At 63.7% G+C, this 15,185-nt stretch carries 14 protein-coding genes; 12 read left to right on the top strand and 2 right to left on the bottom strand.

What is annotated here, in order from left to right; translation table 11 throughout:
• Nucleotides 1-71 precede the first annotated feature (71 nt).
• Entirely contained in the window at nucleotides 72-860 is a 789-nt protein-coding gene (locus ABNP46_RS20580) for a glycosyltransferase family 2 protein (RefSeq protein WP_349920321.1), read from the bottom strand.
• Between the two features lie 225 nt (nucleotides 861-1,085).
• Between ABNP46_RS20580 and waaF the strand changes: the two genes are divergently transcribed.
• The 3 genes from waaF to ABNP46_RS20565 all read left to right on the top strand — a co-directional run bounded on the left by waaF (nucleotide 1,086) and on the right by ABNP46_RS20565 (nucleotide 4,507).
• The gene (waaF, locus tag ABNP46_RS20575) at nucleotides 1,086-2,183 is read left to right on the top strand and encodes a lipopolysaccharide heptosyltransferase II (RefSeq protein WP_349920319.1); all 1,098 of its coding nucleotides are present in this window, start codon (nucleotides 1,086-1,088) and stop codon (nucleotides 2,181-2,183) included.
• 1 nt (nucleotide 2,184) lies between these two features.
• Entirely contained in the window at nucleotides 2,185-3,471 is a 1,287-nt protein-coding gene (gene waaA / locus ABNP46_RS20570; RefSeq protein WP_349920318.1) for a lipid IV(A) 3-deoxy-D-manno-octulosonic acid transferase, read from the top strand.
• A 157-nt stretch (nucleotides 3,472-3,628) separates the two neighbouring features.
• Nucleotides 3,629-4,507, top strand: a complete 879-nt coding sequence (locus tag ABNP46_RS20565; RefSeq protein ID WP_349920317.1) for a DMT family transporter — start codon at nucleotides 3,629-3,631, stop codon at nucleotides 4,505-4,507.
• A 143-nt stretch (nucleotides 4,508-4,650) separates the two neighbouring features.
• Here ABNP46_RS20565 and ABNP46_RS20560 read toward each other — a convergent pair whose 3' ends face one another.
• On the bottom strand, nucleotides 4,651-5,514 hold the full coding sequence (locus ABNP46_RS20560; protein ID WP_349920316.1) for a YicC/YloC family endoribonuclease: 864 nt from the start codon (nucleotides 5,512-5,514) through the stop codon (nucleotides 4,651-4,653).
• Between the two features lie 146 nt (nucleotides 5,515-5,660).
• On the opposite strand from ABNP46_RS20560, the gene rph reads away from it, so the two are divergent.
• The 9 genes from rph to ABNP46_RS20515 all read left to right on the top strand — a co-directional run bounded on the left by rph (nucleotide 5,661) and on the right by ABNP46_RS20515 (nucleotide 15,175).
• Nucleotides 5,661-6,377, top strand: coding sequence for a ribonuclease PH (gene rph, locus ABNP46_RS20555; protein WP_349920315.1), 717 nt, complete (start codon nucleotides 5,661-5,663; stop codon nucleotides 6,375-6,377).
• Nucleotides 6,378-6,459: 82 nt separating this feature from the next.
• Nucleotides 6,460-7,113 (top strand): orotate phosphoribosyltransferase, encoded by a 654-nt coding sequence (pyrE, locus tag ABNP46_RS20550; protein WP_349920314.1) that lies wholly within the window; start codon nucleotides 6,460-6,462, stop codon nucleotides 7,111-7,113.
• A gap of 178 nt (nucleotides 7,114-7,291) precedes the next feature.
• A complete protein-coding gene (locus ABNP46_RS20545; protein ID WP_349920313.1) occupies nucleotides 7,292-9,697 on the top strand; it encodes a heavy metal translocating P-type ATPase in 2,406 nt (801 codons plus the stop codon).
• Nucleotides 9,698-9,707: 10 nt separating this feature from the next.
• Entirely contained in the window at nucleotides 9,708-10,097 is a 390-nt protein-coding gene (gene cueR, locus ABNP46_RS20540; protein ID WP_042644653.1) for a Cu(I)-responsive transcriptional regulator, read from the top strand.
• 134 nt (nucleotides 10,098-10,231) lie between these two features.
• On the top strand, nucleotides 10,232-11,386 hold the full coding sequence (locus tag ABNP46_RS20535; RefSeq protein WP_349920312.1) for a GGDEF domain-containing protein: 1,155 nt from the start codon (nucleotides 10,232-10,234) through the stop codon (nucleotides 11,384-11,386).
• Nucleotides 11,387-11,417: 31 nt separating this feature from the next.
• Complete coding sequence (locus tag ABNP46_RS20530) at nucleotides 11,418-11,681, top strand: YihD family protein (RefSeq protein ID WP_349920311.1); 264 nt, start codon at nucleotides 11,418-11,420, stop codon at nucleotides 11,679-11,681.
• Nucleotides 11,682-11,879: 198 nt separating this feature from the next.
• Nucleotides 11,880-13,328 carry a cytochrome c oxidase accessory protein CcoG gene (gene ccoG / locus ABNP46_RS20525; protein ID WP_349920310.1) on the top strand — a complete coding sequence of 483 codons (1,449 nt, stop codon included), beginning with the start codon at nucleotides 11,880-11,882 and terminating at the stop codon, nucleotides 13,326-13,328.
• A gap of 106 nt (nucleotides 13,329-13,434) precedes the next feature.
• A complete protein-coding gene (locus ABNP46_RS20520) occupies nucleotides 13,435-14,424 on the top strand; it encodes a serine/threonine protein kinase (protein WP_349920308.1) in 990 nt (329 codons plus the stop codon).
• A gap of 142 nt (nucleotides 14,425-14,566) precedes the next feature.
• Nucleotides 14,567-15,175, top strand: a complete 609-nt coding sequence (locus ABNP46_RS20515; protein ID WP_349920306.1) for a thiol:disulfide interchange protein DsbA/DsbL — start codon at nucleotides 14,567-14,569, stop codon at nucleotides 15,173-15,175.
• The last annotated feature ends 10 nt before the right edge of the window (nucleotides 15,176-15,185 follow it).

Genomic DNA, 15,185 nt, shown 5'->3' with positions numbered 1-15,185 from the left:
CCCTGTTTTTATTGTGCCAGGCAGCATGGACTGCTGCCGAAGATGCGCCGTGGGGGCGGGGTCGAGGCGGTTTACTGGCCGCTCTGATCCGGTGCCTGGGGCTGCTGGCGGATCCAGAGGTCGGCGTACTTCACGAAGGTGGAGTGGGCGGAGAGGATGGCCAGCAGCAGCCCCTGCTTGCCGTCGAGGAAGCCTGCCTTGAGCAGGTACATCTTGAGGAAGCAGCCGAGCGCATGCACCAGCCCCTGGCCGAGGGAACCCTTCTTGCCGCGGGCGGTGCGCTGATCGGCCCAGGCTCTGGCATAGCCGGCGGATTTCACCAGGTAGTGCTCCAGATCCCGGTAGGTGAAGTGCAGCAGGTCGCCATGCAGGTTGACGATCTTCATGTTGGCGCGCACCTCCACCTTCTCGTGCACCAGGGCCTCGTTGTAGCCGGTGAGCGCCTTGGGGTAGAGGCGCAGCACCCGGTCTGGATACCAGCCGCTGTGGCGGATGAAGCGGCCAAACACCCAGGAGAGGCGCGGGATGGAGTAGATGGTCTCCTGGGCCGGGTTGGCCATGACGGCGGCGATGGAGGCCTTGAGCTCTGGGCTGAGGCGCTCGTCCGCATCCAGCCACAGCACCCAGTCGGACTGCACGTGGGACTGGGCGAGACGGCGCTGACGACCGAACCCCGGCCACTTGGCGTTGACGAAGAAACGGGCGCCGTATTCGGCGGCGATGGCGGGGGTGTCGTCCTGGCTGCCGGAGTCGAGGATGACGATCTCATCCACCAGATCCCCGAGGGAGGCGAGGCAGGCACGCAGGTTGTCGGCTTCGTTCTTGACGATCAGAACGGCCGCCAGGGTCGGTTTGTTCACGGATATGGCTCTCGTTGGCGCCCGGCTGGCGGGCCACGGTCAAATTGGGGCCCATTCTAGCCTAAAACGGCGGCCGGGGCAGCGGGATTGGGGTGTGCAATCCGCTGCTGGCGTGCCCTGTTTGCGAAGCGGGGAGGGATCTTCTGTTATTTCTCCGGCCATTCTTGGGGCATAATCTCGACCAGTAACGACCAACCGCCGGGCCTGACCCGAGAGATGCGCGAGATGAAAATATTGGTGATCGGCCCCTCCTGGGTCGGCGACATGGTGATGTCCCAGAGCCTCTACAAGGCCCTCAAGAGCAACCACCCGGGCAGCGAGCTGCATGTGATGGCACCGGCCTGGTGCGTGGCGCTGCTCGAACGGATGCCCGAGGTGGACAAGGCCATCCCCATGCCCCTTGGCCACGGTGACTTCAAGCTGGGGGCCCGCCGCCGGCTCGGCAAGCAGCTGGCGGCCGAGGGCTACGATCAGGCCATCATCCAGCCCAACTCCATGAAGTCGGCGCTGATCCCCTGGTTCGCCGGGATCCCGGTGCGCACCGGCTGGAAGGGGGAGCACCGCTTCGGCCTGCTCAACGATCTGCGCAGCAACAAGAAGGCCTTCCCGCTGATGGTGGAGGGCTACCTGGCCCTGGCCTACCCCAAGGCGCAGATGAAGAGCCGGGCCGACATCCCGGCCATCCCCCATCCATCCCTGCACGTGGATCTCGTCAATCAGGACAAGGCGCTGGAGCGGCTCGGACTGGATCGCGCCCGCCCCGTGCTGGTGCTCTGCCCCGGTGCCGAGTTCGGCCCGGCCAAGCGCTGGCCGGAGGGGCACTACGCCGTGGTGGCCCAGAAGCACCTGGACGAAGGCTGGCAGGTGTGGATCTTCGGCTCCGGCAAGGATGTGGAGGTGGCCAACACCATCCGCGACCGGATCAATCCCCTGTCGCGCCCCAACTGCCACGTGCTGGCAGGCAAGACCAGTCTGCACGAGGCGATCGACCTGATGGCGCTGGCCGGTCGGGTCATCGCCAACGACTCCGGCCTGATGCATGTCGCCGCCGCCCTCAACCGGCCGCTGATCGGCGTCTATGGTTCCACTTCGCCGCTCTACACGCCGCCCCTGGCGGATCGGGTGGAAATCGTGCACACCGACATCGAGTGCCGCCCCTGTTTCAAGCGCACCTGCAAGTTCGGTCACCTCAAGTGCCTGATCGAGCTGATGCCGGAGCAGGTCATCGCGGCGGGACAGCGGCTGGAGCGCGGCGAGGCAGCGGATCTGACCATCGCCTTGCAGCCGGTGGATGGATCCGCTACCAAACCCGAAGGAACCTAGCATGATCTACCGGTTGCTCTACAACCTGCTGATCCATCTGGGCTTGCCGTTGGCGTTGCTGGCCCTCTATCGACCCAAAAAGGGCAAGCCGGGCTTCGGGGCGCGCTGGGCCGAGCATCTTGGTCGCTTCCCGGCCAGTGATCGCCTGGGCGAGCCGTCAGCACCACCACTCTGGATCCACGCGGTGAGCGTGGGGGAGACGTTGGCGATCAGCCCCTTCATCCGTGCCCTCAAGGCGGAGCGGCCGGATCTCCCCATCCTGCTCACCACCACCACGCGCACCGGTGCCGAGCAGGCCGAGAAACTGGGGGATCTGGTGATGCATCGCTACGCCCCCCTCGACTACCCCTGGGCGGTGTCGGGTTTCCTCAATACCTTCAAGCCCCGCGCCCTCTGGGTGGTGGAGACGGAGCTGTGGCCGAATTGGCTGGCGGCCTGCGAGGCGCGCCACCTGCCGGTGACCATTCTCAATGCGCGCCTGTCGGAGCGCTCCTGCCAGCGTTATGCCCGTTTCCAGGGAGCCTTCGACGCCCTCAGTCGGCCGCTGAGCCATCTGCTGTGCCAGCATCAGGACGATGGGGACAGGTTCCATCGCCTCGGCATCGGCCGCGAGCGGCTGGCGGTGACCGGCTCCATCAAATTCGACATCCGGCTGGGGGACGAGGTGATCGACCGGGGCCGCGCCCTGCGCCAGCAGCTCGGGCAGGATCGGCCGATCTGGATCGCCGCCAGCACCCATCAGGGGGAGGATGAGCAGGTGCTCGCCGCCTTCGAGCGGGTGCAGCGGGATCATCCGCAGGCCTTGCTCATTCTGGTGCCGCGCCACCCCGAGCGGTTCGAACGGGTGGCCGAGCTGTGCGCCCCCTATGGCTGCGTGCGGCGCAGCCGTCAGCAGGGAGCGCCGCTCAAACCGAGCGACGGCGTCTATCTTGGCGATACCATGGGGGAGTTGCCGCTGATGCTGGCGGCAGCGGATCTGGCCTTTGTCGGCGGCAGCCTGGTGCCCATCGGCGGCCACAATCTGCTGGAGCCGGCGGCGCTCGGCAAGCCCTGCCTGACGGGTCCCGCCTACTTCAACTTCAGCGACATCACCCGCCAGCTGCTGGCTCAGGGTGGCGCCGCCCTGGTGGCGGATAGTGCCGAGCTCGGTGACAGGGTCAGCGCTCTGCTGGCGGACGAGGGCACCCGCCGCGAAATGGGGGAGCAGGCCCGCGCCGTGGTGCTGCGCAATCAGGGGGCCCTGGCCCGCACCCTGTCCCACTGCCTCGCGAGCCTGGAAAGCGACTGACCACGAGGGCCCGGCTTCGATCGGGCTCCGCTTGCTGAGGGGCTGATTCCGGTCGGCCCCGCTTGTCGCGGTGCTCGGGGATGCGGCTGAAAACGCCAGCGACAATCCGGGGGGCTTTCCTTTATGCTCTTCGCTTTCCCCTTGTCACGACGATCCGATGAACCGCGCTCCCCTGCTGCTGATGGTGCTGGTCACCCTGCTGGCCGCCACCGGCTGGCTCTTCTCCAAAGAAGCCATTCGAGAACTGCCCCCCGCCGCCTTTATCGGCAGCCGCTTCCTGCTGGCCGCCCTCTTGCTGCTACCCCTCGCCTGGCTGCGCGAGCCGCCCCCCAGCCGCGCCCAACTGCTGCGTGCCGCCGGCTGCGGTACCCTGCTCGGGGCCAGCCTGTTGTTCTGGGTCACCGCCATCAGCCAGAGCGATGCGCTGGGCAGCGGCGCCTTCATCATGAGCGTGGCGACCCTGATGGCGCCGCTCGCCGCCTGGGCCGCCTTCAAGGCCAGACCCGGTCGCCACTACTGGCTGACCCTGCCGCTGGCCATCGCCGGGCTGCTGCTGCTCTCCAGCAGCACTCACTGGGGCGTCTCTCTCTCCCTGTTCTGGTTTCTGGCGGCGGCCGCTACTCTCGGCATCCAGCTCGCCGTTCACCGCCATTTCGCCCAGTCCATTCCTCCCACCTGGCTCACCTGCGTCCAGCTGGCGATGACGGGTCTGCTCGGCAGCTTGCTCTCCCTGCTCACCGAACAGTGGCCCGCCGACATCGGTCACGGCATCTGGGGCTGGTTCGCCGCCAGCGTCTTGATCGCCACCACCCTGCGATACTGGCTGCTGACCCATGCCCTGAGCCGGATGACCACGGCTCACGCCGCCCTGCTGATGCTGCTCGAACCGGTCTGGACCCTGATCCTGAGCACCCTCTTCTACGACGAGCCGCTGGGGGGCGCCAAGCTGGCCGGTGCCGGCCTGGTGCTCGGCGCCCTAGTGATCTATCAGCTCCCCCTGCTGCTGCGAAGCGCCAGGCTCAAGCAACCCGTCTGACGGCGACAGAGAAGCATGAAAACATCAGGGGCCTGCCATCGCAGGCCCCTGATGGCTGAAGAGGGGGGGGCCGCCAGGACGCTTCACACTGGCAGCAACAAAAAGCCCCCGCATGGCGGGGGCTGATGCATCGAGCGGGAAGGTTACTCGATGTTCTGGATCTGCTCGCGCATCTGCTCGATGAGGACCTTCAGCTCGACGGCGGACTGGGTCACCTCGGCGTTGATGGACTTGGAGCCGAGTGTGTTCGATTCGCGGTTGAACTCCTGCATCATGAAGTCGAGACGGCGGCCGCAGGCGCCCCCCTTCTTCATGATCTTGGTGGTCTCGCCGATGTGCATCTCCAGGCGGTCCAGCTCTTCGGCCACGTCGATCTTCTGGGCCAGCAGCACGATCTCCTGCTCGATGCGGACGGGATCCAGCTCCACCTTGGCATCGCTCAGGCGGTCGGTGAGCTTCTGGCGCTGCCATTCGATGATCTGGGGCAGGTGCTCGCGCACCTTCTTCACTTCCACCTGGATGCCGTCGAGGCGCTGCTCGATCAGTGCCTTGAGGTTGGCTCCTTCGCTGGCGCGGGAGGCGAGGAAGTCGTCCAGGGTGAGGTCGAAACCGCTCATCAGCTCGGTGGCGACCACGTCCATGTCCTGCTCGGCGGCGGCCATGACGCCGGGCCAACGCAGCACATCTACCGGGTTGAGTTGACCCTGGCCCGCCTCTTTCATCACCCAGCTGGCGCTGTCGATGATGAGTTTGGCCAGTTCTTCATTGATGTGGAGCTGGCTGGCGGCAGCCTGGGCAGCCTCGAAACGCAGGTTGCACTCCACCTTGCCGCGTTGCAGCTTGGCACGGAACCGCTCGCGCAGCACAGGCTCCAGGCTGCGCAGCTGCTCCGGCAGCCGGATGTAGGTCTCCAGATAGCGCTGGTTGACCGAACGAATTTCCCAAACGGCTGTGCCCCAGTCGCCCTTGAGTTCCTTGCGGGCGTAGGCGGTCATGCTGTGAATCATTGATTGTTCCGGGCTTGATGAAGTGTGGGGCCAGTATACCCAGCCGGGCTCCCCCCGTCAGCCGCGGCCTCGGTTTTAGCGGCTGATATTTGGGCTGGGATCACTTATACTCCTGCGCCAATTCCGCCAGCCCAGAGGTCAGTTCCATGCCACGTCCCAGCGATCGCAGTGCCGCACAAGTGCGCCCGGTTACCATCACCCGCCACTTCACCAAGCATGCGGAAGGCTCCGTACTGGTGGAATTCGGTAATACCCGGGTGCTGTGCACCGCCAGCGTCGACACCAGCGTGCCGCGCTTCCTGAAGGGCAAGGGGCAGGGCTGGGTCACCGCCGAGTACGGCATGCTGCCGCGCTCCACCCATTCGCGCATGAACCGCGAAGCCGCCGCCGGCAAGCAGAGTGGCCGCACCCTGGAGATCTCCCGTCTGATCGCTCGTTCCCTGCGCGCCGCCGTGGACCTGACCGCCCTGGGTGAGCACTCCATCACCGTGGATTGCGACGTGCTGCAGGCCGATGGCGGCACCCGTACCGCCGCCATCACCGGCGCCTGCGTGGCCCTGGTGGATGCGCTGAACTGGATGGTCGAGAAAGGCATGCTCAAGCAGAGCCCGCTCAAGCAGATGATCGCCGCCGTCTCCGTCGGCATGTTCGAAGGGGAAGCCATCTGCGATCTGGAGTACATCGAAGACTCCGCCGCCGAGACCGACATGAACGTGGTGATGACCGAAGACGGTCGCATCATCGAGGTGCAGGGCACCGCGGAGGCCGAGCCCTTCACTCATGAGGAGCTGCTGGCCATGCTGGCGCTCGCCAAAGATGGTATCGCCGATATCATCGCGCTGCAGAAGCAGTCGCTCTCCTGATTTCTGTTTTGAAAAACGCGGCATTGACCGCGTTTTTTTATACCCCCACACAAGTGAAATACACGCCAAGCAAGGAGCCAGAATGAAAGCCTACCAGCGTCAATTTATCGAGTTCGCCCTGGAGAAGCAGGTCCTCAAATTCGGTGAGTTCACCCTGAAATCCGGCCGCAAGAGCCCCTACTTCTTCAACGCCGGCCTGTTCAACAGCGGTCGCGACCTGGCCCGCCTCGGCCGCTTCTATGCCGCCGCCCTGATGGATGCCGGCATCGAATTCGACGTGCTGTTTGGCCCGGCCTACAAGGGGATCCCCATCGCCTCCGCCACCGCGGTGCAGCTGGTGGAGCAACACGACGTGGATGTGCCCTGGTGCTTCAACCGCAAGGAAGCCAAGGATCACGGCGAGGGTGGCAACCTGGTGGGCAGCCCGCTCAAGGGGCGCATCATGCTGGTGGACGACGTCATAACCGCCGGTACCGCCATTCGGGAATCCATGGACTTGATCCAGGCCAACGGTGCCTCCCTGGCCGGGGTGCTGATCGCGCTGGATCGCCAGGAGAAAGGCAAAGGAGAGCTCTCCGCCATCCAGGAGGTGGAACGCGACTACGGTGCCCACATCATCGCCATCATCCAGATGGCCGATCTGATCCAGTATCTGGAAGAGCAGCAGGCAGAGCGCCCCGAACTGGCCGAGCAGCTGGCGGCCATGAAGGCCTATCGCGCCCAGTACGGGATCTGACGACCTGTAGCCCCCGCGCTTTGTCCGGTTCAAGCGAAGATCGGCATGGCATGACAGAAGCGAAAAAGACGGCGCCAACAGGCGCCGTCTTTTATTTGCACAAAAAGTGGGACAGGTGCTTGAGCTTACCCTTACAGTAAAGGTTAATGTTTGTGGGTCAGCTTTGAGGAGCATCGTTATGACCATGCACATTCAACTTCCCATCAGCGGCATGAGCTGCGCCAACTGCGCCAGCCGGATCACCGCCGCCCTCAACAAACTCGACGGGGTCGAAGCCACCGTCAACTTCGCATTGGAGCAGGCGGCCATCGAGCTGAGCCAGGCTACCCAGTTGCCGGCGGTGCTGGAGAGCATCAAGGCACAAGGTTACGACTACGGCGAAGAGACGTTGCTGTTTCAAATTACCGGCATGACCTGCGCCGGTTGTTCGGCTCGACTCAGCAAGATGCTGAGTGCACTGCCGGGTGTCATCGCCGCGGACGTCAACTTTTCCCTCGAGCAGGCCCGTATTACCCTGGTGCCTGGCGTCCAGACGCCGGCCTCGTTGCGCGAGCAGATCGAAGGGCTGGGCTTCGGTGCCCAGCTGGCACAGGGCAGTGCCAGTGCCCGCCGTCAACAGTTGCTGGCCCGGGAAGAGCAAGAGTCTGCCGCCGCCCACCATGCGCTGATCCAGGTCAGCGTTTCGGCTCTGCTCACTCTGCCGCTGCTGGTGGGGATGCTCGCCATGGCCGGGCTGCTGCCCTGGCATCTGCCCGCCTGGCTGGAGCTGGTGCTCGCCACCCCGGTGCAGTTCTGGATCGGGGCTCGCTTCTATCGCGGTGCCTGGCTCGCCATCAAGAACCGCTCCGCCAACATGGACGTGCTGGTGGCGACCGGCACCAGCGCCGCCTATTTCTACAGCCTCTATCTGCTGGCGACTCTGGGCATGGCCGCCAGCGGCAAGCTCTACTTCGAGGCGAGCGCCATCATCATCACCCTGATCTCCCTCGGCAAACTGCTGGAGGCCAGGGCCAGACGCAGCACCCAGTCCGCCATTCGCGAGCTGATGGCCCTGCGCCCGGAGAGTGCCACCGTCTGGCGCGCCGGGAAGTGGCAGAGCCTGGCCGTCGACGAGGTATTGCGTGGCGACAGGCTGCGAGTACTGGTGGGGGAACGGGTGCCGGTGGATGGCAAGATCACCAGCGGTGAGAGCGAACTGGATGAATCCATCCTCACCGGTGAGAGTCTGCCGGTGCTGCGCACCCTGGGGGACAACGTGCTGGGGGGCGCCATCAACCGCTCCGGCGTGCTGGAGATCGAAGCCACGACTGTGGGGGAGGATTCCAGCCTCAGCAAGATCATCGCCCTGGTGGAGAATGCCCAGATGGGCAAGGCTCCGTTGCAACAGCTGGTGGACAGGGTCTCCGCCGTGTTCGTGCCGGTGGTGATGGTGAGCGCCCTGTTTACCCTGCTGGTGTGGTACGCCCTCACCAACGATTTTGGTCAGGCGCTGCTGGCGGCGGTGGCCGTGCTGGTCATCGCCTGTCCCTGTGCCCTGGGGCTGGCCACGCCGGCCGCCATCGTCACCGGTACCGGGGTGGCGGCGCGCCACGGCATTCTGATCAAGGACGTGGATACCCTGCAGAAGGCACATGCCATCAAGGCGCTGATCTTCGATAAGACAGGTACTCTCACCCAGGGCAAACCTGTGCTGGCGAGCTGGAGTGGCAACGATGAGCAGCTGCGTCTGGCTGCCGCCCTGCAACAGGCGAGCGAACACCCGCTGGCGCTGGCCATGCGGGAGGCGGTAAGCGGTACTGAACTGCCCCAGCCGGAAGCCGTGGAGGTGCGGGTCGGTGCCGGCATCCTCGGCAAGGTCGCGGGTCACCAGGTGGCCATCGGCAATCCCTCCCTGCTGGCCGGGCTTGGCATCGCCCAGCCTGTGCAAGAGGCGCTGGATGCGGATAATGACGGGGCGACCCGGGTCTGGGTCGCCATCGACGGGGTGGCGGTCGGCATCGCCGCCCTGGCGGATACCCTGAGGCCCGAGAGCCCGGACGCCATCGCTACCCTGCGCCAGCGTGGCATCGCCAGCTGGCTGGTGAGCGGCGACGCGCCGGCGCCGGTGGCCCATATCGCCGCCAAGCTGGGACTGGATGGCGCCTTCGACTCCGTGCTGCCTGCTGGCAAGGTGGAGAAGGTCGAGGCCCTGCGCAGCCAGGTCAGCGGTCTGGTGGCCATGGTGGGGGACGGGGTGAACGACGCCCCGGCCCTGGCGGCGGCCGACGTGGGGATCGCCATGGGTTCAGGTTCCGATGTGGCGATGGAGACGGCTTCCATCACCCTCATGCGCTCTGACCCACGGCTGGTGGCGGATGCCATCGACATCTCGGCAGCCACCTGGCGCACCATACAGCAGAACCTGTTCTGGGCCTTCGTGTTCAACATCATCGGCATTCCGCTGGCGGCGCTGGGCTATCTAAGCCCTGAGCTGGCCGGTGCGGCCATGGCGCTCAGCAGCATCACAGTGCTCAGCAACTCTCTGTTATTGAAACGCTGGCAGCCCAAGGCGGGTTCCCATGTCAGCAATCATTCGCACGTTTAAGGAGGCACGCATGAACATCAGCAAGGTTGCCAAGGCGACGGGCCTGACCGCCAAGACCATCCGCTACTACGAGAGCATCGGCCTCATCTCGGCGCCGGTACGCAGCGACAACGGCTACCGCAGTTACAGCGACGGGGCATTGCGGGAGCTGCGCTTCGTCAAGCGGGCGCGGGAGACCGGTTTCAACCTGGAGGAGTGCCAGGAGTTGCTGGCGCTCTATCGGGATGAGCACAGGACCAGTGCCCAGGTCAAAAAGCTGGCCCAAGAGAAGATCGTCGATCTGCGCACCCGCATTGCCGGCCTGCAGGCCATGCTGGCCTCACTCGAGGAGGTAGTGGGTTGCTGTCACGGGGATGCGAGCCCGGAATGCCCCATTCTCGACGAGCTGGAACGGGGCTGAGGCGAGCAGGCGGTGCAGTGAGATTCATATTGACCCGCCTACCAAGCTGAGTCGCAGCTTAATAGCGGCCGATTGATTGTTGGCACGGAAGGGGCGGTGGTAGACTGGTCGGCTAATGTACAGGGAGCAAGCCGTTGACCCAGAGCGTCACACGTCAGGTGCAGCAGGCCATCATGGGTCAGCTCTATGCCAATGCCTTATTCAGTCTGCCTTGTCTGGCGCTGCTGGCGGTTGGCTGGAGCCTGCTGTTCCATGATTATCTACCGGCCGAAGAGGCACTGGGGTGGCTGGGGCTGGTCTGCCTGTTGCTGCTGGGACGCTGGTGGCACCTGTGCTGGCGACGCCCCAACCTGATCCACCTGCCCTTGCCGGTACTGGAACGGGAGCTGTTCATCGGGGCCACCATCACCTCCATCATCTGGGCGCTCGGGGTGCTGCTCTACATGGACAAGCTGCCCGATACCTATCGCGCCGCCATGCTGATGCTCTCCAGCCTGATCCTCACCGGCAGTGCCATCATGCTGTTTGGCAGTCGCCGCACTCTCTATGGGGCCGTGCTGCCGCTGGGATTCGCCATGTTGTTCGAGCTGAGTGTCGGCAACGAGCAGGAGCGCATCGTCTCCTGTCTGCTGGCGGGTTATCTGTTCGTGTTTCTGCCGACGCTGCTGCGTCGCCTGCGGCGGGATCAGGCCGCCTCCCTCTATCATCGTTTCTCCAACGCGGATCTGGTGGCCGAGCTCAAGGCGGTCTCCGAGCATCTCAGGCTCACCTCCAGGCTGGATGGCTTGACCGGCATCGCCAACCGGGCTCACCTGGATGACAGCCTGGCCCGGGCGTGGCGCCGTTGCCACCGGGCGAGGGCGCCCCTCTCCCTGGTGCTGGTAGACGTGGATTACTTCAAGCAGTTCAACGATCACTACGGCCATCAGCTGGGAGATGAGTGTCTGCAGCAGGTAGGGGGGCTGCTGGCGGAAGTATTGAGGCGGGAGGATGATCTGGCGGCTCGTTACGGCGGTGAGGAGTTTGCTCTGCTGTTGCCTTGTACCAGCCAGCAGGGGGCGATCCAGATCGCCGAGCAGGTGCGCGCCGCCCTGCGTGCCCAGGGGATCCCCCATCAGAAGTCGCTGGTTTCCGGTCGGGTCAGCTGTAGCTTCGGGGTGGCGACCCTGGTGCCGGATCAGAGCCTTTCCATGGCCGAACTGGTCCAAAAAGCGGATGCGGCCCTCTATCAGGCCAAGCATAATGGACGGGATCGTATCGAAGTAGCCTTGATGGGTAAGGTTGCCTGAGTTTCACAAGACAGATTTAAAGAGGTCGTCTATGCAATGTCATCGTATCGAAGAGCTGCTGGAGCTGCTGCAACCCGCCTGGATCAAGGATCAGGATCTGAGTCTGGTACAGTTCATCGCCAAGTTGGCGGCGGAGGCCGGTTATGACGGCGTCCTGTCCGAGCTGACCGACGACATGCTGATCTACCACCTCAAGATGCGCGAGTCTGACAAGCAGGCGATGATCCCGGGGCTCGCCAAGGATCAGGTACCCGACTTCAAGGAAGCCTTGCTCAAGGCCCGCGGCATCAAGTAAAGCCTGCCCCTGCCGGAACGTTAGGTGGTTTTCAAAAGAGACCATCAATAAGGTCCATCAGTCAACTGACGATGGGCCTTTTTTGTTATCTGAAATTGCGACGGGACTCGAACTATAGATACATTTAACCCACACAATTAGCAGGTTGTTTAAGATATAATCGGCTTCATAACAAGATAAGTGGAGCGATGTGTTGCAATGGCCGACAAGGACAAGATCGATACCAAGGATGTCTCCGGCGATGTCACCGGGACCTTCAATCCCCACACGTTCAAGGCCGGTGATGACAGGTTCAACCCCGGCAACCGCATCTATGTGAGATCCCAGACCGGCTACTGGCAGCGCGTGCGCAAGGCCATGGGCTGGTTCTTCGTCGTTTTCTTCGTCGCCCTTCCCTGGTTGCGCTATGACGGTCGTCAGGCCGTGCTGTTCGACCTGGAGCACCAGCAGTTCCACATCTTCGGTGCCACCATCTGGCCGCAGGATCTGACCCTGCTGGCCTGGGTATTCATGATCGCCGCCTTCGGCCTCTTCTTCGTCACGACCTTCCTCGGGCGGGTCTGGTGTGGCTATCTCTGCCCGCAGACGGTGTGGACCTTCATGTTCATCTGGTTCGAAGAGAAATTGGAAGGCTCGGCCAACAAACGCCGCAAGCTGGATGCCGCCCCCTGGAGCGGCGAGAAGCTGGCTCGCAAGGGGGCCAAGCACCTGGCCTGGATCCTGCTGTCCCTCGGCACCGGCCTCACCTTCGTCGCCTACTTCCAGGATGTGTACCGGTTGGTGCCAGAGTTCTTCACCCTGGCAGCGGGTGGCTGGGTCATTTTCTGGGTGCTGTTCTTCGCCGCCTGCACCTATGGCAACGCGGGCTGGATGCGGGCCATCATGTGCATCCACATGTGCCCCTATGCCCGTTTCCAGTCCGCCATGTTCGACAAGGACACCTACATCGTCGGTTATGACACCAAGCGTGGCGAGGCACGGGGCCCTCGCGGTCGCAAGGCGGATCCCAAGGCGCTGGGGCTGGGGGACTGCATCGACTGCGATCTGTGCGTCCAGGTCTGCCCGACCGGCATCGACATCCGCGACGGCCTGCAGTACGAGTGCATCAACTGTGGCGCCTGCGTCGATGCCTGCGATCAGACCATGGACCGGATGGGCTACCCCAAGGGGCTCATCAGCTACACCACAGAGCACAAGCTGGCCCACAACCAGACCAAGGTGGCGCGGCCCAAGCTGCTCGGCTATGGCCTGGTGATGGTGATCATGCTGGGCGTCTTCGTCTACAACGCCATGTCCATCATGCCCATGGGGCTCGACATATTGCGGGATCGCAACCAGCTGTTCCGGGAGAACAGCGAGGGGCTCATCGAGAACACCTACACCCTCAAGATCCTCAACAAGACGCTGCAATCCCAGCGCTATCAACTGGATGTGGAAGGGCTGCCCGAATATGAGTGGTTCGGCCCGCGGGAGGTCACCCTCAAACCGGGCGAGATCTACACCCTGCCGGTGAGTCTGGCGGTGGATCCCTTCAACCTGAAGCGGCCCACCCTGGACATCCAGTTCGTGCTCACCCGAGAGGGGGCGGCGCCGGACGATCGCAAGGGCCACCTGCGCCAGGCCAGCAAGTTCATCGGCCGGCTATGATGCCGGGTCCGGGGCAGGCTGACATCTGATGGGAGCAAGGGTGGCCGATTAGGCCCACCCTTGTGATGAGTGGTGATAGTATGGGGCGCAACAGCGCCCCTTTCTCATGGTGGATGACATGCGTTTCAACTATTCCGATCTCAATCCCGACCTCATCATGGATGCCATCGATCTCAGCGGCCTGCGCATCGATTCCGGCCTCATCGAGCTCAACAGCTACGAGAACCGGGTTTACCAGTTTCAGGATGAGGATCGCCGCCGCTACGTGGTGAAGTTCTACCGTCCCGGTCGCTGGGACAGGGCCCAGATCCTGGAGGAGCACGGCTTCGCCGCCTGTCTCAACGACGAGGAGATCCCGGTGGCGGCGCCGCTCGCCTTCGCCGGTGAGACCCTGCTGGAGCATCAGGGCTACGCCTTTGCCATCTGGCAGAGCGTCGGTGGTCGCCAGTTCGAGGTGGACAACCTGGATCAGCTGGAGTGGGTGGGTCGCTATCTCGGCCGTATTCACCGGATCGGGGCCAGCCGTCCCTTCCACCACAGGGTCAGGCTGGATGTAGAAACCATGCTGCACGAACCGCGCCAGCTGCTGGCCGCCGGAGAGTGGGTGCCGAGCGGACTGGCCAAGCAGTTCTACGGGGTGCTGGACGAGCTGATCCACCATGTGTGTGACGCCATGACCCTGGAGGTGGCCCAGATCTCCCTGCACGGGGATTGCCACCCCGGCAACATCCTGTGGCGCGACGGCCCCCTGTTCGTGGATCTCGATGACTGCCGCACCGGCCCCGCCGTTCAGGATCTGTGGATGCTGCTCTCCGGGGATCGCAACGAGCAGCAGATCCAGCTCGATACCCTGCTGGCGGGCTATGAGGAGTTCATGGAGTTCGACTCGCGGGAGCTGGCGCTGATAGAGCCCCTGCGCGCCATGCGCATCGTTCACTACATGGCCTGGCTTGCGCGGCGCTGGGAAGATCCGGCCTTTCCTCGTCACTTCCCCTGGTTCAACAGCGATCACTACTGGCGCCAGCAGATAGCGACCCTGCACGATCAGCTAGAAGCTCTGAAGGCTCCGCCCCTCAGCCTGATGCCGAACTGGTAAGGGGTGGGGGCTTTTCCTGCGGGCGGGGAGGAGCACTCCGCCATCGCGCCTTTGCCATTGACGGCGAAGGGGTGACGCAATAGGCTTGGACTGCTTCGGTTCGCCGGGCGTGCCTCACTGTGATCCCTTAACAGGAAACGTCATGAAAAAAGTACTATTTTTCCTCGCTGCCATGCTGATGATCCCCATGGTTCACGCCGCCCCGCAATTCAAGGAAGGCGTCAACTATGACGTGGTGACCCAGACTGGCAGCGCTCAGCCAGAAGTGCTGGAGTTCTTCTCCTACTTCTGCCCGCACTGCGCCAAGTTTGAACCAATCGCCGAAGATCTGGCCAAGAGCCTGCCGGAAGGCGTGCCGATGAAGAAAAGCCCGGTGGCTTTCCTCGGCCGCGAGATGGGCCCGGAGATGCAGCGTGCCTACGCGGTTGCCAACTTGCTAAACGTTGAAGGCAAGCTGACCCCGGCCATCTTCGACAAGATCCACGTCCAGCGTCAGATCCCGCAGAGCCGTGCCGATGTGAAACAGATCTTCGTGGACAACGGTGTCGCGGCCGAGGAGTTTGACGGCGCCGTCGACAGCTTTGCCGTTTCCGGCATGGTTTCCCAGTTCGATCGCAACACCGAGACCTACAACGTGCGCGGTGTGCCGGCCTTCCTGGTCAACGGCAAGTACATGGTGAAGATTGAATCCATCACTTCCCAGGAACAGTTCAACCAGCTAGTGAAGTTCCTGCTGGCCAAGAAAGACTGACCCAGGCTGA

Origin of the sequence: Aeromonas veronii (assembly GCF_040215105.1) — a bacterium.
In the GTDB taxonomy this organism is placed as follows: domain Bacteria; phylum Pseudomonadota; class Gammaproteobacteria; order Enterobacterales; family Aeromonadaceae; genus Aeromonas; species Aeromonas veronii_G.
This window is presented reverse-complemented; position numbering and strand designations above follow the sequence as displayed.